Source organism: uncultured Polaribacter sp. (assembly GCF_947501385.1).
Lineage (GTDB): Bacteria > Bacteroidota > Bacteroidia > Flavobacteriales > Flavobacteriaceae > Polaribacter.
In genome coordinates this window covers 17659-36575 of the sequence record NZ_CANMVP010000006.1, presented here as the reverse complement: position 1 = coordinate 36575, position 18917 = coordinate 17659, and the positions used below count along the sequence as shown (strand labels likewise).

Genomic DNA, 18917 nt, shown 5'->3' with positions numbered 1-18917 from the left:
AAGCTCTTTGAAAAACATTGTAATTCAGGAATTAGCCAAGTGTTTTAAATAAAAACGCCACGAATACTAGTATTTGAGACTTTTATTCATTACTTAGTAAATAAAAAGAAGGTGTAGAAATTAAATAACTGGAAGATATACCGTAAAAACAGCACCAACATTAATTTCTCCTTTGGAAAAAATAAAACCATTGTGATTTTCAACAATCTTCTTACAAATAGAAAGCCCAATTCCGCTTCCAGAATAATCTTGTTTATTGTGTAGTCTATTGAATAAATCAAATATTTTTTCGGCATATTTCTGATCAAAACCAATGCCATTATCAGTAAAAGTAATTTTATGATAATTACCTTCAGCTGCTTTTAATAGGTGAGGAGTTTCTTTTGCCTTTACATTTGAATAGTTCACTTTTATAATTGGAAACGTCTCTTCTTTGCTGTATTTTAAAGAATTCACTAATAAATTTAAAAACAATTGCTGGATTTGAAATGCGACTACTTTTGCTTTTGGTAAGGTATCACTTGTAATTTTTGCTTTTTTTTCTAATATAATTACTGTCGCATCTTGCATTGCATTTTCAAAAAGCGCATTTAAATCGGCTTCAACAAATTCTTTATCTGGCTTATTGGTTCTTGAAAACTGAAGTAAATCATCTATTAGTATGCGCATCTTTCCAGCAGCAAATTTAATACGCTCTAGATATTGATGCCCAGCGTCAGAAAACGTAGCAGCTTCCTTTTCTTCTAACCTAGAAACAAATGTTTGTATTTTTCGTAAAGGTTCTTGTAAATCATGGCTTGCCGCATAATTAAAGGCAGAAAGTTCTTTGTTATTTCGTTCTAGTTCTAAGTTCCGTTCTTCAAGTGCTATGATACTTTCAATTTCCTCTGTAATATCACTGGTATTACCTAATAATCTTTTTTGCCCATTAAGACTATAAAAAGATTTTGCGTAAGCTTTTAAATATTTTATTGAACCATTTTTTTGTATGATTCTATAATTTATAAAAGGCAACTCTTCAACATGAGTCATTTTATTTAAATCTTCTGTTAATTTATCGACATCTTCAGGATGAACAAATTTTAAGAAATTAACAAGGGTGGCTTCAAAAGATTGAGGTTCTTCGCCTAAAAGACGGTATAAATTATCTGAATAGGTAAATATATCAGATTCGATATGCCAGACCCAATTACCATGTTTTCCAATAATTTCTGATTGATTTGTAGACTCCTTAAAAATCAGTAACTGGTCGTTTTTTACTTTTATATTTTTTAAGTCATTCGTAATTTTACTGTAGGCTAAAATTATTATTATAAGTGTAATTAGTAAAACTAAATAAAAAAATAATGGGGTAAATTGTAAATCACTTTCATATTTTTCTTGCCGATTATTGAACAATTTATTCTCCAAAAAAAACATTTCATTCGTCTTACGCCTAATACTATCTATGATTGCGTTTTCTTTAAAATAAAGCAAATTCAATGCTTTGGTATTTGTCTCGTTATTTTCTACAAAAATATTCGTTTTAGAAAAGTTAAAGAAAAGGCTATCTGTTAATTTATTTAAAACCGTTAGGTTTTCATGTTGCTTAGAATTTTCATTTATTAGCTCATTTAGTTTGAGAAAAGAATTATTTACTTTTTCTTTTGCATCTAAATATGGATTTAAATAAGAGACATCTTTTTCTACGATGTATTTTCTATAATCACTTTCAGCTTCCCTTAAATAGGAAATAATACGTTCTAATTCTACATTTACTTTATAGGTTTTAACAACTATTTTTGTGGAATTTGTTAAATTAGAAATATGCATATAAGTAATGCCACCCATTACAAGAATGACAAAAAGACTCGATAAAAGAACGACTTTTAAGAATAATGTCGATTTAAAGAAATAATTCTTTTTCATTTATAGTCGCAATAAAAAGTTATCTTTATTTAAATTGTTGGTATGATATTGCCAATTAATAGACACTACTTCCGAAAGTGCTTTTTTTAATTTTTCAAAACTATCTGGTTTTTTAATATAAATATTCGCACCTAGTACAAAGGTTTGTTCTATATCTTCCTCTGAGGCTGACGTAGAGTAAATGGCAATGGCTATTTCAGACATTTTATGAATGCCCTTAATTTCGGTCAGGCACTCTATTCCTGATTTTTTTGGCATGTTTAAATCTAAGAAAAGAACATTAGGCATAATAGTTTCTACTTTATTTAAGTAATTCATGAGATCTTCACCATCATTAAAAGTATTAACTTTTGTATTAATTTTTAATTCTTCAAAGACATCGGTAAAAAAAAGTCGATCATCTTCATCATCATCTGCTAAAATTATATGTATGTAATTGGGTTGCATAAGCTGTTAAATATCTAGTTGATTTTTTGTTGAGAAATTTCCCTTCTTTTAAAAATAATTCGCTGAAAAGCAGTAGGCGTAATACCCGTTGTGTTTTTAAATTGAGTACTTAAATGTGCGACACTTGAATAATTAAGCTTGAATGCAATTTCGGTTAAATTTAATTCTGTATTTAAAATAAGCTGTTTTGCATATTCTATTTTTTGAATAATGATAAAGTTTTTTATGGACGAATAGGTAACTTCAGTAAATAAGCTGGAAAGATAACTATAACTGTGGCCTAGTTTTTCAGATAAATACACCGAGCTTTTTACGTTTACGTTGGTCTTCTCATTAAAAACCATATCTTTAATATAATCTTTTATTTTTTGAACCAAAATACCTTTCTGGCTTTCTATTATTCCAATACCATAATCGTTTAAAGAAGCGTTTAACGCGAGGTATTTTTTTGGCGTTAATTTTTTTTTCAGTTCAATCTCACCAAAACCTAAGAGTTCGTAATCTAAGTTTAGGGCATTCAACTTATCCTCTAATACTTTTTTACAGACGATATGAAAGTCAAATTTAAAGAAAAGGTTCATGTATTTATATATTAATTTTCACGAATAGACTAAGAGAGTCTAGCTAGTAAAGGGGGTTATACAAATATGTATTTGTTTTTTTAAGTAGTTCCAAGGTACACAAAAAAATAAAAATAGCTGTATTTTCTAACCTTTTTTAGTTTTTTAAGATTTTTTTTTCGTATTGTAAGTATATAAGAAAGTAAAAGATCCTTTTAGAGTAGCAAATAACATGCATTAGTGAGCTTGCTTTACTTTAGGGAAAGTATCGAGGAATTATTATATTTAATAAGAAGTAACGCGGAAAATACTGGCATTACTTCAAATGGAAAATTTTGTAAGTAAATACAAAGTTTTGAGTTCCTTTATACGAACACCATTCTGTAACCATACAACGGAATGATTTTTTTTCTTAAAATTCGCTAAGTTTCGGTTTGCTAAAAAATCATTTGATCTTCTCTTATAGGTTTTAATCTGTAATTATATAATTTTTTGTCAAAATCATGTAATGCTTTCATCTTTAATTACACCCATCTTTGTTGTACTGTGAATTTTTTTCACCACAAAAACAAAAAATATGAACTTTAAAGCCTCAAATTATGATCACTAAAAAATTATTGGCAACATTTGCATTTGCAATTGTTCTTTTATTTTCAGGTTGTGCAGATGATGATTTCGAACAAATCGATGGTGTTTGCCCTCTTGTGAATTCAACAATTCCTGAGAATCTCGCTACTAATGTGCCTCTTGACCAAATTATTACAGCAACTTTTAACGAGAAAATGAATCCTTTAACAATTTCAGAGGCTTCATTTACTGTTGCATCGGGTGCATTGATAAATGGAACGGTTAGTTATACCGATTCTACAGCGGTTTTTACGCCTTCATCACTTCTTGATGAAAATACAGAATATACTGCTACAATTAAAACATTAGCGAAAGATTTAAGAGGAAATGCTTTACAAGAAGATTACGTTTGGACATTTGTAACCGTTCTTCCTTTACCAGAATATACTGTAGTAGTATCATCGAATCCAGTTATTGGCGGTGTAACTACCGGAGGAGGTGTATTTGACGAAGGTACTGAAGTAACGGTAACAGCAGCAGCAAATGCTGGATATGAATTTGTAAACTGGACTGCAGCAGGAGTGGAAGTCTCTACAAATGAAAATTATACATTTACATTGAATGCAAATACTACTCTGGTTGCAAATTATAGTCGAATTCAATTTGCTGTAAACTTATCATCAAGCCCATCTATTGGCGGTACAACCGCTGGAGACGGTGTATTTGATGAAGGTACTGATGTAACAGTAATGGCAACTGCAAATACAGGATATACTTTTGTAAACTGGACAGCAGCAGGAGTGGAAGTATCCACCAATACAACTTATACATTTACATTAAATGAAGCTACTGCTTTGGTTGCAAACTTTGACATTAACACTTTTACATTAGTTGTAAATGCTTTAAACGGTATGGTAGAAATTGTTCCAAATCAAGCAACTTATGACTTTGGAGATATGGTCGTATTGAATCCTATCCCAGATTCGGGATATGAATTTACTTCTTGGAGCTTAGATGCTACTGGAAATGACGATCCATTAAATGTATTGATGGATGCAGATAAAGAAATCACGGCAAACTTTAGTGTAATTCCACCGCCTACTTGTACCCCAGCGGTAGATTTGGGAACTGCTGGTAATTACGTCATATTGGCTGAATCAGCAATATCTACTACAGGTACAACTTCTATTACAGGTGATATGGGAATAAGCCCAGCGGCAGCAACCTTTATTACTGGATTTGCTTTAAATTATGTAGCAGGAAGCACTTTTGCTACTTCAAATTTAGTAACCGGAAAAGTTTATGCTCCAGGTTATGCAAACCCAACACCGGCTAATTTAGTTACTGCTGTAGATAATATGCGAACTGCATTTACCACAGGAAACGGGTTGGCTCCAGACACCACTGAACTGTTGGTTGGAAACCTTAATGGTCAAACGTTGGCTGCAGGTGTTTACAAATGGAGCACAGGGCTATCTATAACAAACGGTATCACTTTAGATGGTGGCGGTGACCCTTGCGCAATGTTTGTATTTCAAATTGACCAAGACCTTACAGTAGCAGACAATGCCATTATTACTTTGGCAAACGGTGCAAAAGCAGAAAATATTTACTGGTTAGTAGCAGGTTCAGGTGCCATACTTGGAACAACTGTTCAGTTTCAAGGAAATATTTTGTCTAAAACCTTAATATCTTTAAATACAGGAGCAACCGTTAATGGTAGATTATTAGCACAAACAGCGGTTACATTAAACGCAAACAGTGTTGTTAAACCTGAATAAAACTTAGATGTTCTCCCTTCGGGGGGAATATTTTAAAAAATATTTGATAAACTTAAATTCATGAAATAATGAAAAATAAAACAACTATAAAAAACACGTTGCCCTTTGTGAGTTCCCTTAAACAAACTCTAAAAACCTTGATTATTGGTGCTTTGATTTTAACGGGAATAGCATCACCACTTCAAGCACAAGAAATTCAATATTCAAAACCCTCTTGGTACTTTGGTATTGCTGGAGGTACAAACCTTAATTTCTATGATGGTTCAACACAACAGTTGAATGCTAATTTTACGCCTCCCGTAACTTTTCATAAAGGTTTTGGTACAGGGGTATTTCTTGCGCCAAGTATAGAATTTTACAAACCAAATACTAGATTTGGATTTATTTTACAAGCAGGGTTAGACAGCCGTAAAGGTGATTTTGATCAACAGTTGACCGATTGTAATTGTCCCGCTGATCTGTCAACCGACTTGAGTTATTTTACAGTAGAACCTAGTTTGCGTTTTGCGCCATTTAAGTCTAATTTTTATTTGTATGGTGGACCACGATTTGCTTTCAATCTAAATAAAGCATTTTCATATCAACAAGGAACAAATCCAGATTTTCCAAATCAAGTTGCCCCAGCAGATGTCACAGACGATTTTAGTGATGTAGAAAAAACGATTGTCTCTTTACAAGTTGGTGCAGGGTATGATGTTTCTTTGTCTAAAACAACTAGTAAAACACAATGGGTACTTTCACCTTTTGTCGCTTTTCAACCTTATTTTGGTCAATATCCACGTTCCATAGAAACTTGGAACATTACTACAGTAAGAGCTGGTGTTGTGCTTAAATTGGGCGTTGGACGAAAAATTCTAGAGGTTGAAGAAGAAGATGTAGAAGAATTAATCATCATAGCTCCCGAAGCCAAATTTACGGTTATCTCACCTCTAAACGTTCCTGGAGAACTTCGTGTAACAGAAACATTCCCTTTGCGCAACTATATTTATTTCGAAAAAGAGTCTACAGAGATTTCAAATCGTTATGTGCTATTGAATAAAAATCAGGTAAAAGACTTTAAGGAAGATCAAGTTGAAGTATTTGCGCCAAATACCAAATTGGCAGGTCGTTCAAAACGTGCCATGACGGTGTATTATAATATTTTAAATATTCTTGGGGATCGTATGGATAAAAATCCAACCTCAACAATTACTTTGGTTGGATCTTCAGAAAATGGTTCAACAGCAGGAAGACTCATGGCAGAATCCGTTCAAAAATATCTAGTAGATGTATTTGCTATTAATGCTTCAAGAATTGCAATTGAAGGAAGAAACAAACCAAAAATAGCCGCATTAGAAGCAGGTGTTACAAAAGAATTGGCATTGCTTCAAGCAGGTGACCGTAGAGTTTCTATTGAAAGTAATTCTTCTGCTTTATTAATGGAATTTCATAGTGGTCCTGCTGCACCATTAAGACCCGTAGTACTTGTAGGAGTTCAGGAAGCGCCAATTAACAGTTATGTAACTTTTAAAGCTGCAACAGAAGAGGAAGCCTTTGCTTCTTGGAAAATGGAGATTACAGATAAAGATGGTAGGATACAAAATTTTGGTCCTTATACACAAGAAGAAATAAGTCTTCCTGGAAAAGCTATTTTAGGAACAAATCCTGAAGGAGACTACACCATGAAAATGATTGGAACCACCAAAAACGGCGATGTTATAACAAAAGAATCTTCTGCACACATTGTGCTTTGGACACCTTCTAAAATTGAAGAAGGAATGAGATTTAGCATTCTTAATGAATTTGATGACGAGAGTACAATTGCAATGGATGATAAATATTTAACAGAGATTATAGCTCCAAAAATTGCAAATAATGCAAAAGTTATCATCCACGGTTATACAGACAGCATTGGGGAAGAAGCTTATAACTTGGCATTGTCTCTACGAAGAGCTAATAATGTTAAAACCATTTTACAAAGCGCTGTGTCTAAATTAGGCAGGACTGGTGTAAGGTTTGAAACTACAGGATTGGGCGAGAATTTAAACGCAGCCCCTTTTGGTAATAAACTTCCAGAAGGAAGATCTTACAACCGTACTGTTATTATTGATGTAATACCACAAAAATAAATTAAATTTCTTTGTTATAGAAGAGGTTGTTTCATGAAAAAAGGTCGTCTAATTTTTTTTTAGACGACCTTTTAATTTATTTGAATGGTCGTAGGATACTAATAAATCAATACTATTTTACAATTAAAACACCATTTACTCCATGATTTCTTTCAATCCAATGGCTTTCCATGCTGGATGTATCGCTATAAAATTTTCTAAAACTGCAATATGACTTGCACCCATTAAAACCATAATGCGTTCATCTTTCGATTCGGTATACTTTTGAATCAATCCGTAGCTATAGATGTTTCTTTTAATCCATTCAGACGCTAAAAAAGAACCCACGGTACTCTCTAAATCACCTCCTTTATTGGCACCATTTAAATACCAAGCCAAACCCAATTTACGTTGTTCAGCATCATTTAAAAAATAGAAAATATCTTTAAGAGATTTTTTTTCAGAAATAAGTGTATTATAGTTTTGTTCGAATTGCTTTATATCCTCATGAAAAGAAGAAATTAGTGCTGTTTGATGTGCCTTTTCCATCGAATTTATTAAACTGTCATAAGGGAATTGAGTATTTCTAAAATCAACTCCATATACTTTTAGATGTTTTAATTCCTTGGCTACTTTAAAACCAAGTTGGTAAATTTCATTTCTTCGCCCTTTACCCCAATTAGTAGTAGTGTAGAGGTGATAAAGAGAATCTAGTTTTGGCTGATACTTGAGTGTTCTTTCAACAAAAATCTTATCAGGATTAAATACTTTTATTTTTTCTACGATTTCGTTTAAATCACTTTGATATTTACTAGAAAGGATGTCAATCTCATTTGTTTGCGCAACGTCAAGACCTTCACTATTGTAATTGTTCCAATGGGATGAGCCTACAAGCAATACTTCGAGTTTTTTGTTTTTTGAAGTGTTTTTATCTGTATTTAATTTTTTAGCAACTGGCTGATTGTTACAAGACACAAGAACCAAACTTATTAGTAGAAGTAATTTTTTCATGTTATGAGTTTAAATTGTTTGCTTCAAAAGTAATTCGAAAAAGTTTTTAAGTTTGTGACTTTTTGACGAATATAGCAGACGACTCCATGAAATATAAATTACACACAACCTCTATTTTTGTTGTATGATTTTAGGGTTTTATCCTGTAAAATGTCGAGTATGTATTTAAGCGGAAAAATTTTAATTATTTAAAGATATATTTGTCACATGAACATCAAAAAAGAATGGAAATACCATATAGTTCTTGGGGCATTTTTAATTGTAATGGAGCTTTTTCAAGATTTAGTTCTTGGAGGTAAAAAACAACTATTAGAAAACTTTGTGCCCGAAGTTTTCTTGTTTAAAGCCACTTTTTTTATAACTGCTATCAGCATTTATTTTATTAATTTTAAAATTGTTTGTCCTAGATATATTAAAAAAGAAAAGAGTATTCAGTTTTTAATCGCAGTAACATTTATGCTTTTGCTATTTGCAGGTATTCGATATGTATTAGAAGAAATTATCTTGTTTCATAGTATCGGAATCCATAATTATTATGAACCTTCAAGAAGATTATATTTTTATGTTTTTGACAACTCTTATTATGCAATAAAACCTATTTTATATAGCACATTAGTGTATTTGGCAATAAAACTTCTAGAGACTAGAGATTACAATAAAGCCGAATTAGATTTTCTAAAATCTCAAATAAGTCCTCATTTTTTATTCAACACACTCAATGCTTTTTACGTAGAATTAATAGATGACAAACCAGAGACCGCTAAAGACATTCACAAGCTGTCCGAACTGTTACGTTATGTAACTTACGATTCTCAAAAAGATGTGGTGTTTTTAGCGAATGAAATTAAATTTTTAAAAGAGTATATTCATTTTTTTCAAAAACGATTTGAAGATGATTTTTCGGTGGATTTTCAAACTACAGGGGAAGTAAAAAATCAACAGATACCCGCACTTATTTTAGTGCATTTTATAGAAAACTTATTCAAACACGGGGTTGTGAATGACAAAAACAATCCAGCTAGTATAAAGCTTCAAATAGACGAACAGTATATCACTTTAACCACCAAAAATAAAACCCTAAGTTCAGAAAAATTTATGGAATCTGGCATAGGCACTCAGAATATAAAACGCAGATTATTAACTCTTTTTAATACAAACTACCAATTAGTATATTGTGATAAAACACCTTATTTTAGTACCTACCTTAAAATGCCAGTATGGAAAAAGTCATAAAATGCATCATTGTAGACGACGAACCGCCAGCAATACGCTTGTTAGAAAAATATATCCAAAAAGTGTTGTTTTTAGAATTGGTTGCCACCACAACAAATGCATTAGAAGCATTACAAATTATTGAAACAAACCCGATAGAATTAGTGTTTTTAGACATTCAAATGCCTAATTTAACTGGCATTCAGTTATCTAAAATTGTAGATGATAACATCAAAATTATATTTACAACAGCATATCCACAATTTGCTTTAGAAAGTTATGATTTGAATGCGGTAGATTACCTTTTGAAGCCTTTCGATTTTGAGCGTTTTTACAAAGCAGTATCTAAAGTAAAGATTTTAAATACAGCACCCAAAGATAAGCCGAATGATGAAACATTATTATTTATAAAGACAAATGGAAAAAATAACTTCGAAAAGATATACATTTCAGAGATTTTGTATTTGGAAGGCTTAAAAAATTATGTAGCCATCCATTTAGTGAGTAAACAGCAGATAATAACTTACAGTACCTTAAAATACATGAATGACCGTTTGCCAAAACAGATGTTTACGCAAATCCATAAATCTTATATTGTGGCAATGCAGCATATAGAAAAAACAAGTTCTACAGGAGTGCAAATCAACGAAAAAGAATTGCCGCTTGGAAATAGTTATAAAAACATCTTTTTTGAGAGTATTGAGAAAAATAAGTTGTAAAATTAATATGCTTTTAAAAAAATATAAGCACATAATAGGTGAAAAAATTCTTTCTATTTATAATACAGTTTTCTTCAGGTTAAAACAGAAACTAGCGCATTTCTATCATTTTTTTGCTCGATTGATATCACAAAAAACAGATATAAATAATAATTTTGAAGCGATCATTTTCAAAGGAATTCAAAGGATATATCTAACGAAGTGTTCAAAGTATGTCCTCAACTCTATTGGGGAAGCTTGCGAATAAATACATCAAAGGTCGCACTAAATGCTTTGCAGTTGGTTACGAATATAGTGATTTAGGCTTACAATCTTACAAGAACACTATTCTAAAACTAGGTTTTAATAATTGGCAAGGTAGAATTATTGAGAAGAATATTTCTTAAATTATTGTAGTATTTTAATAGCAAAAGTAGATAACCATAATTAATATTTCAAGTTTAAACAATTAGTTTTGCAATTTTATGAAACAATTCATTTCTTAAAATATGGACAATTTAATTAGTAAAGAACAATTAGCGTTTGCAGCTAAAATTTTTGTGATGGAAAACAAACATTTAAAAGCAATTAAAGAAGTTCTTAGTAATAAATATCACAATAACCCGTTGTGCATTTTGATAAATTCTGTCAATTCGAGACCCGAGAAAAATTTTTATCAAGCGGTTGGAATGACATGAATTAATCTATAAAATATGTCTGTTCGAGCATTGCCAAAATCAAAATGTATTTTGATTGAAGGTAGCTTGCGAAGCAAATCGAGAACTATTAAGTGTTTAAGAATCAATAAATTAAATAAACACGTCAATGGTAGCGTTCCGCTTCGGAAGAGAACTAGTAAGCGTTTAATAATTAATAATTAAACAAATACGTCAATGGTAGCGGTTGGAATGACATGAATTAATCTATAAAATATGTCTGTTCGAGCATTGCCAAAATCAAAATGTATTTTGATTGAAGGTAGCTTGCGAAGCAAATCGAGAACTATTAAGTGTTTGAGAATCAATAAATTAAATAAACACGTCAATGGTAGCGTTCCGCTTCGGAAGAGAACTAGTAAGCGTTTAATAATTAATAATTAAACAAATACGTCAATGGTAGTGAATTTCACGATTGAAATGAGTGAAATTTGTATCGAGAATAAGAATTTTCGTTTCTAAACTAGTTCTCGATACGATTTTTTTTATTAAAAGATCACTTGAACTGATATTTTGGAATATATTTAACTCAAAATGCACAACGGGTAAAAGAGTTATATTATTTTTGTAGTGTATATCCTATCCATAAATATTGAAATTTGTTAAAAAAAAGACCACAATTACCACAAGAACAATATATAGATACAGATCATTTCATTTACTGTTTAGAAGCGGTAAATGATATAGAAACGGATCATATTACTGAAACACAAAAAGAATTAGAAGAATTGGCCATGCAATATGGTGTAGCTAGTATTTATAAAACATGTGATACCATTGAGGGTTTAGAATCTAGCTTAAATGCATTGGTTTTAGATGATCATAATTTTAAAGATTATGAAATAATTTACCTAGTGATAAAAGGGAAAGCAAATAATATTTGTTTAAACAATTATTACTATAGCTTACAAGAAATTGCAGAAATATTTGAAGGAAGGTTAGAAGGAAAGATTTTACATTTTTCGAATGCAAAAGTGCTGGATTTAGACGAAGAGGAAGCGCAGTATTTTTTAGATATTACTGGTGCAAAAGCTGTTTCTGGATACGGAAATGAATTCAATGGAATAAGTAGCGCTATTCTTGATATAGCATTCTTTAACTTATTTAAAGAAGATGAGCATATGCTAGATGTTGTAGAAGAATTGCATCAAAAATATTACAAAGCTTGTAAACTACTAGATTTTAGATTGTATTATTAAATTAAGAACTTCTAAATTAGATATTTGTATGTAATGTTTTACATGACCTTTTTCTGCGAGATTAGAACAAGTGCATGAAATTTTATTTTTTTTTTAAAATTTATGCTCTTATAAATATTTCAATAAGTTTAATACAGACGCAATTATGAATTATAGCTGCAAATTTTATAGTTCGTACAATTCTTATAATAATGTATTTGAAAAAATAGCTTTAAGATTTCTGAATATGAGATTCAGAAAAAAAAATAATTAATACTTGTTGGTGAATTTTAAAACACCCCCATAACAATGTTATTTTGCTTACAAGACTCTTTGGGATGTGTTACATGTTTTTAAAATAAGAAGATTTTGTGGATATTTTTATTTCAAAACAAATTATAACTACACAGCAATATATATAGATTGTTCTAAATAGTTTTTAATTAGGAATCATCCACTGGATAACCTCTATTAAAAATGTACTATATTGTTCTATGTGGCGCCTGTGCTGAGCTCGTTTTAGTAGTATTTTGCTTTGGTAAAAAGCAAGATTATTACTTCAACTTTTTTTGTTTTTTTCTTCTCAAATCTTTATTTAAAAATATAATGAATACGTTTTTTACGAAACGGAGTTTATCTCTAGCATTACTGAAATTAAAATATATTTTGATTTAAAGTAGCAAACGAAGTTTACAAAGAGATAGGAGAGTAGTGAAATGTGTATGAAAATGTAATTAACTATTGTATAGCTTATTTACATTGCTCTTATATGTTTGGCCAATTGGAATTTTATGCTCGTTTATAAAAATACGATTACCTTCTATTACTTTTATTTTATCTATGGCAACCATAAAAGATTTATGAATTCTTAAAAATCCTTTGTTTTCTAAAAAGGTTTCATAATAAGATATTTTTTCATGACTTACAATCATTTCGTCTCTAAGAAAAAGTTTTGTGTAATTGCCATAAGCTTCAATATATAAGATAGTAGACAGATCAATTTGATGCTGCTTTTTATCCCCTTTTAGAAAGAATTTATGCGTGTCTGTATTTCTAGAAATAACCGCTGTTTTTGATGGAATATTCTCGTTTTTAGTTACTTTATTTACAGCTTTTACAAACCGATCAAAAGGAAAAGGTTTTAACAAGTAATCTTTTACATTCAATTCAAATCCTTCTAATGCAAACTCCTTATAAGCTGTTGTAACAATAACTTTTGGGGCATTCGTTAATGTTTTTAAAAAATCTAGCCCTTTAAGTTTTGGCATATTAATATCTAAAAACATAAAGTCAACATTATTTTCACTAAGAAATTGTATTGCTTCCATGGCATTGTAACAATTGCTTTTTAATGTTACATGTGGTAACATACTGCAATATTCTTCGATAATTTCATGAGCTAATGGCTCATCATCTATGATTATATAATTGTTCATATAGAAATTTTTAGGGTTGCTTTATAGCGATTATTTTTTTGCGTAAATTTTAACTCATGTTTATTAGGATATAATAACGATAATCTTCGCTTTAAGTTTATCAATCCAATTCCTGTAGATGTAGTTTCTAAGGTTTTATCAAAGCTATTCTCTATAGAAAAATAAATAAAATTGGCATCATTATTTAAATCTATTTTTATAAACGGATTTTTTAAAACCATATCAATTCCGTGTTTGAAAGCATTCTCTAACAAGTTTATAAATAGGAGAGGAGCAACTGTCAAATTTTGATGTACAGTATTGTTAAATTCTATTTTCACATCTTTTTTATATCGTATTTTATGAAGTTCTATATAATTTTCTAGATACATAATTTCTTCTTTTAACGATACACTATTTTTTTCTCCTTCGTAAATAGTATAACGCATCATGTCAGATAATTTTAAAATAACTTCTGGTGCTTGTTTAGAATTTTTAATTGTTAATGCATACAAGTTATTTAAAGTATTAAAGAAAAAATGTGGATTCAACTGACTTCTAAGCAGTATTAATTCTGCTTTAGTTTGTTCGTTTTTTAGCTGAATGGTATGATTAAGATGGCTAATTAAAACATCTACTAAAAAAACTATGAGAACTATAAAATAATAAGGGTCTAATACATTTCCTAAACTTTGGATTTCTAAAACTATTGATGCTATTAAAACAACTGTAATTCCGATAAAAAACATTCGGAAACAAAATCGAACAACGCCCCATTTTTTTATAACACGAAAGCTCTTGTCGATATTATTTCTGTTTCTAAATTTAAAATAAAGATATACCTGTAGAAACACAAAAAATTCTGCAAATACAATAGTTAACCATGTATTTTTTTCCGACGCTAACATTGCTGTTATAAATATCAAACTGTAAAAAACATATAAAATAGTGAAATTTAGTGCAATCCATTTTTTAAAATGCTGTTTTTTATAAAACCTCAAAAAAATAACATAGGTTGCTTGGTATATAGATACTGCTAATAGTAATTTTCCCGTGTTTTCATAAGCAGTATGCAACATACATATGCCGAGTACCAAAGAAAGAAAAATTACTGTAAGATTAAAAATAGTAGAATTGATAAAACATTGCTTCATTTCAATCAATAATACGTAAATATTATGAGATAAAAATATGAAATGACATACATCTCTTTTTTTGATACAAACGATATCGTTTTAATGTTCAACTACATCTTGTGTAATTTATTTGTGTTTACAAATTGAAAAAAGCACAGTTAGTCATATTTTTTTTCACTTTTATAATATTGATGATAGTTTTGATTTAAATATAAATTAACGCCATCCATTATGGAAGAAAGAATTAAAATAAATAAGCCAATACACTTTGCATTCGATTTAATTATATACATAGCCATTATGTTTTTGATTAGAGAAACCTCAATACCGAACACGCATTATCTGGTTACAGGTTTTTTGTATTCAGTGACTACTTTAGTTGTAGCAACTTTACAAATGAAAAGAAGAGGAATTACTTGGAAATCTATCGGATTGCGAAAGCCCAAAAACATACCAAAAACATTTTTAAAATCAGGAGTCATATTTATAACTATAATTATTACCATTCTTACATTTAACCTTATTGCAGATTCTTTTTCTTTTTTTAATAATACAACTCCAAATGAAAATACAGGTTTACATGCTTCAGTTAAAGATGTAAGTTATCTCAATTTTAGTATCGTTTTATTTTTTGTATGGATACAGTCTGCTTTAGAAGAATTGTTAGAACGTGCATTTCTTATAACTTGGTTAGAAGGTTTAATGGGAAACTTACGATTTAAAACAGCTATTGCAATTGTTATTCAGGCATGTATTTGGGGCTTTAGACATTCGTATGATTTTTCTGAACGTTCTTTAACTGTAGCATTAATTGGCATTATTATGGGAATTGCCTATGTGAAGTTTGGCAAGAATTTATGGCCTGTAATTATTGCTCATATTGTGCTTAACTCTATGTCTATGTTTTAATTATGATAAATTAAAATCAATAACCTGCATTTCTCATTAAAAAACTGACAACAAATGAAAATTAAATATTTAAATAAAAGACCCGATTTAGCTCAAAAAAGATTATTGAATAAGAAATATTTTCAATTTCAAGAACTCATATCTGAATTAAGAGAAATGGAATTGCATGAAGATTTTAAACATTCTTTAAATATTGCTATCGATTCAATGAATTCATTATCGGACTTTGATAAAACCTTAGGAAAACAATTAAAAAGTGAGCAATCAAAAACTCTTAAGCTTCTCAAAAAAGAACATACACTAGTTCCAACAAATTATTACAGAAATAGATGGATGCCAATTGGAATTGGTGCTTTTGGGGTTCCAATAGGAATAATGATCGGACTTATAACAAATAATATGGCTTTTGTTGGAATAGGATTGCCAATAGGATTTGGGGTTGCATTTGCTTTTGGAACCGGGTTAGATTTAAAAGTAAAGGAAAAAGGAAAACAATTAAATTTTGAAATAACATATTAACAATTCTACTAAATAAAATTAAGATGATGAAAATAAAATTTACACTACTTGCTTTACTTGTTTCATTGCTAGCAAGCGCACAAAAATTTGATACTGAAGCGAATCGATTAATGACTGATGTTTTTAAAGAAAATGAATCAGGAGGAATTGCCCTCGTAGTTAAAGGAGGTGAAGTATTGTACAGAAAAGCATTTGGAATGGCTGATATGGAATTAGACGTTAAAATGACTCCAGAAAACATTTTAAGAATTGGCTCAATTACGAAGCAATTCACAGCTACTGCAATTCTGAAATTAATGGAAGAAGGAAAAATTGATTTACAAGACGATATTACCAAATACATTAAAGACTACCCAACACAAGGGCATCGCATAACTATTGAACATTTACTAACACATACCTCTGGTATAAAAGACATCACACGTATGAAAACTTGGACAGCTGAATTGAGAAGGAAGCATTTTACTCCAATAGAGAAGATTAATTTCTTTAAGAATGAGCCTATGGATTTTATTCCTGGAGAGCAGTTTAAATATAACAATTCAGGATATATTATTTTGGGTTATATCATTGAAATTGTGTCTGGAAAGAAATATTCGGAATATATTGACGAAAATTTTTTCAAACCTCTAGAAATGAATAATTCATTTTATGAATCAACTTCTGACATAGTAAAAAACCGAGCAAAAGGATACCAAAAACAGGAAGGAAAATACAAAAACGCTAATTTTTTAGATATGTCTAATCCATATGCCGCAGGATCATTAATTTCAACCGTAGATGATTTGTATAAATGGAACAACGCAGTATTTAATTACAAAATTGTATCTAAATCAACTTTAGATAAGGCACACAGCTCCTATAAATTAAAGAATGGGGAGTTAACGGGATATGGATATGGCTGGGACTTAAACAGTATAAAGAATAACAAAGTAATATTACATGGTGGTGCTGTTTCAGGCTATCTTGCGTTTTCACTATATATTCCTCAAAAAGATATTTTTGTTGCTGTACTATCGAATTGCACCTGCAATCGTCCAAGAAAAACAGCACTTAAATTAGCAATATTGGCACTTAATCAGTAAAAAAATTGAACATTAGAAAAGCTTCAAATCATAAAGGAGTATTAAGGTTTACTGACTCTTTAAGTCGAATTGGTAGATAAAATATTTTCAAAGTGGAATTAATAATCACAATTTATTCTAAATATAGCGATTAAACCGTAATTGTTTCCAAAATTGTATGTGAGCCTTAATAGCCAGTCAAGCTGGACACAAGCTTTTTTGTTTCTTTTGGAGTTTATCTTGAGCATTACTTTCAATCAGAATATATTTTGATTGAAAGTAACAAACGAAGTTTACGAAAGGTCAAGAAAAAAATACAATAATAAATCGTTAATAGTCAGGTTTCAAAACATTATTTATTTGAAAAAACTTTAAAGGAGTGCTGCTGCGTGGCGCCTGTGCTGAACTCGTTTTAGTAGTATTTTGCTTTGGCAAATGCGAGAGTAATACCTCATTTATTTTTCTTTTTCAACTAAATCTAAATCTCTGTCTCTAGGATCTTTTCTTAATTTTAAAGGCAAATCTTCTTGACCACCATACAATTTAATTTCGGTAATATTTCCTGGTAAAATAAATTCAGCTTCAATAAGCGCTTCAATCACTTTTTTAATGACTTGTCCTCTCATAATTCTAGAAGCAACTCTATAATCTATTGTATTTACCCAAAAAAATACTTTTAAATTAATGGTACTTGGGGTCAATTCATTTTCAATTACAAAATTCTGATGATCTTCATCTGTGACAATGCCATCATGATTATTTAGAATGTCAAGAATTATTGCTTTCACTTTTTCAATATTATCTTCATAACCAATACCAACTATAAAATCGTTTCTAAAAAAACCATCTGCGGTATAATTTTCTACAGGTTTTGTTAAAACATCACTATTTGGAATGTAAATATCTCTGCCATCGCTAGTTTTAATATGCGTATATCTAAAATTTAAGGCACGTACTTTTCCAAAATGAGCATCGATCATTATGGTATCATTTACATCAAAAGGGCGACTGAATGCTAAAATAATTCCTGCTAAAAAATTTTTACCAATATCTTGAAAAGCAAAACCTAATACAATTGCACCACCACCAACTGCCGTTAACAAACCTGTTGCAATGCCATCTAAACCAGCTACTTGTAAACCAAGCATAATAGCAATAGCTATTAAAATAATTTTAATAGCTTGTGCCAAAAAACGAGCCATTAATGGATCTTCAGCTTCTTTTAAAATACGTCTTTTATAAATATTTGTAATTAATCTAGCAATTAAAACCCCTGCAACAATTACAAATATGGCGAGTGCTATTCTTGGCAAAGACACTAACAATTTATCATAATACATTTCTATAGAATTTACTATAGTTTCGCTAGGCTCTTTAGTTTGAATTATGGCTAATTTAATGAAAGATAAAATCATTTACATATTTATTTTAGGATGTATTTTTTGATAAAAACCAAAAATAATGTTTAAATAGCTAATGTCTTTAGTTTTTAATCATCAATGTAAAGAAACTTTTTTTAGCCACCCAGCAACTTATACGAAGATTGTTCTAAATAGCTTTTAATTAGGAATCATCCACCCCATAATCCCTAATTTATCGAATACGCGATTTTTAAACAAATCTAAAAGGTTAGCTTTTTTTGGCGCTTGTAATGCGGTTGGAAATTGTGTTTAGAAATAAACGCCAGATGCGTTTAATTTATAAAAAAC

The 18917-nt window shown here is 30.1% G+C and carries 17 protein-coding genes; 10 read left to right on the top strand and 7 right to left on the bottom strand.

Annotated features, from left to right (window positions below; genetic code table 11):
• Positions 1–120 precede the first annotated feature (120 nt).
• From Q0998_RS05360 to Q0998_RS05350, 3 genes are read right to left on the bottom strand one after another with little or no spacing between them, the layout of a single operon-like run.
• Positions 121–1908, bottom strand: a complete 1788-nt coding sequence (locus Q0998_RS05360) for a CHASE3 domain-containing protein (RefSeq protein WP_299667259.1) — start codon at positions 1906–1908, stop codon at positions 121–123.
• A complete protein-coding gene (locus Q0998_RS05355) occupies positions 1909–2355 on the bottom strand; it encodes a response regulator (RefSeq protein WP_299667256.1) in 447 nt (148 codons plus the stop codon).
• Positions 2356–2369: 14 nt separating this feature from the next.
• Positions 2370–2936 (bottom strand): AraC family transcriptional regulator, encoded by a 567-nt coding sequence (locus Q0998_RS05350; RefSeq protein WP_299667253.1) that lies wholly within the window; start codon positions 2934–2936, stop codon positions 2370–2372.
• A 578-nt stretch (positions 2937–3514) separates the two neighbouring features.
• On the opposite strand from Q0998_RS05350, the gene Q0998_RS05345 reads away from it, so the two are divergent.
• Positions 3515–5263: an ice-binding family protein gene (locus Q0998_RS05345; protein ID WP_299667250.1), complete on the top strand. Its 1749-nt coding sequence runs from the start codon at positions 3515–3517 to the stop codon at positions 5261–5263.
• Between the two features lie 68 nt (positions 5264–5331).
• Positions 5332–7371 (top strand): OmpA family protein, encoded by a 2040-nt coding sequence (locus Q0998_RS05340; RefSeq protein WP_299667247.1) that lies wholly within the window; start codon positions 5332–5334, stop codon positions 7369–7371.
• Positions 7372–7506: 135 nt separating this feature from the next.
• On the opposite strand, the gene Q0998_RS05335 is transcribed toward Q0998_RS05340, so the two are convergent.
• Positions 7507–8361 (bottom strand): DUF5694 domain-containing protein, encoded by an 855-nt coding sequence (locus Q0998_RS05335; protein ID WP_299667245.1) that lies wholly within the window; start codon positions 8359–8361, stop codon positions 7507–7509.
• A gap of 207 nt (positions 8362–8568) precedes the next feature.
• Between Q0998_RS05335 and Q0998_RS05330 the strand changes: the two genes are divergently transcribed.
• The 5 genes from Q0998_RS05330 to Q0998_RS05310 all read left to right on the top strand — a co-directional run bounded on the left by Q0998_RS05330 (position 8569) and on the right by Q0998_RS05310 (position 12186).
• A complete protein-coding gene (locus tag Q0998_RS05330) occupies positions 8569–9594 on the top strand; it encodes a sensor histidine kinase (RefSeq protein ID WP_299667242.1) in 1026 nt (341 codons plus the stop codon).
• Positions 9579–10292 (top strand): LytTR family DNA-binding domain-containing protein, encoded by a 714-nt coding sequence (locus Q0998_RS05325; RefSeq protein ID WP_299667240.1) that lies wholly within the window; start codon positions 9579–9581, stop codon positions 10290–10292. Before Q0998_RS05330 ends, Q0998_RS05325 begins: the two co-directional genes overlap by 16 nt.
• Before the next feature lie 212 nt (positions 10293–10504).
• On the top strand, positions 10505–10678 hold the full coding sequence (locus tag Q0998_RS05320) for a hypothetical protein (RefSeq protein ID WP_299667238.1): 174 nt from the start codon (positions 10505–10507) through the stop codon (positions 10676–10678).
• Between the two features lie 102 nt (positions 10679–10780).
• The gene (locus Q0998_RS05315; protein ID WP_299667236.1) at positions 10781–10969 is read left to right on the top strand and encodes a hypothetical protein; all 189 of its coding nucleotides are present in this window, start codon (positions 10781–10783) and stop codon (positions 10967–10969) included.
• 617 nt (positions 10970–11586) lie between these two features.
• Entirely contained in the window at positions 11587–12186 is a 600-nt protein-coding gene (locus tag Q0998_RS05310) for a DUF6642 family protein (RefSeq protein ID WP_299667234.1), read from the top strand.
• Positions 12187–12899: 713 nt separating this feature from the next.
• Here Q0998_RS05310 and Q0998_RS05305 read toward each other — a convergent pair.
• Positions 12900–13601 carry a LytTR family DNA-binding domain-containing protein gene (locus tag Q0998_RS05305; RefSeq protein ID WP_299667232.1) on the bottom strand — a complete coding sequence of 234 codons (702 nt, stop codon included), beginning with the start codon at positions 13599–13601 and terminating at the stop codon, positions 12900–12902.
• The gene (locus tag Q0998_RS05300; RefSeq protein ID WP_299667229.1) at positions 13598–14329 is read right to left on the bottom strand and encodes a sensor histidine kinase; all 732 of its coding nucleotides are present in this window, start codon (positions 14327–14329) and stop codon (positions 13598–13600) included. The genes Q0998_RS05305 and Q0998_RS05300 overlap by 4 nt, the downstream gene beginning before the upstream one ends.
• 618 nt (positions 14330–14947) lie before the next feature.
• On the opposite strand from Q0998_RS05300, the gene Q0998_RS05295 reads away from it, so the two are divergent.
• Genes Q0998_RS05295 through Q0998_RS05285 form a run of 3 tightly spaced genes read left to right on the top strand, consistent with a single transcriptional unit; the run spans position 14948 to position 17229 of the window.
• Positions 14948–15625, top strand: coding sequence for a CPBP family intramembrane glutamic endopeptidase (locus Q0998_RS05295; RefSeq protein WP_299667227.1), 678 nt, complete (start codon positions 14948–14950; stop codon positions 15623–15625).
• Positions 15626–15679: 54 nt separating this feature from the next.
• Positions 15680–16144: a hypothetical protein gene (locus Q0998_RS05290; protein WP_299667224.1), complete on the top strand. Its 465-nt coding sequence runs from the start codon at positions 15680–15682 to the stop codon at positions 16142–16144.
• Between the two features lie 23 nt (positions 16145–16167).
• Positions 16168–17229, top strand: coding sequence for a serine hydrolase (locus tag Q0998_RS05285; protein WP_299667221.1), 1062 nt, complete (start codon positions 16168–16170; stop codon positions 17227–17229).
• Between the two features lie 434 nt (positions 17230–17663).
• Here Q0998_RS05285 and Q0998_RS05280 read toward each other — a convergent pair whose 3' ends face one another.
• The gene (locus tag Q0998_RS05280; RefSeq protein WP_299667218.1) at positions 17664–18623 is read right to left on the bottom strand and encodes a mechanosensitive ion channel domain-containing protein; all 960 of its coding nucleotides are present in this window, start codon (positions 18621–18623) and stop codon (positions 17664–17666) included.
• Positions 18624–18917 lie beyond the last annotated feature (294 nt).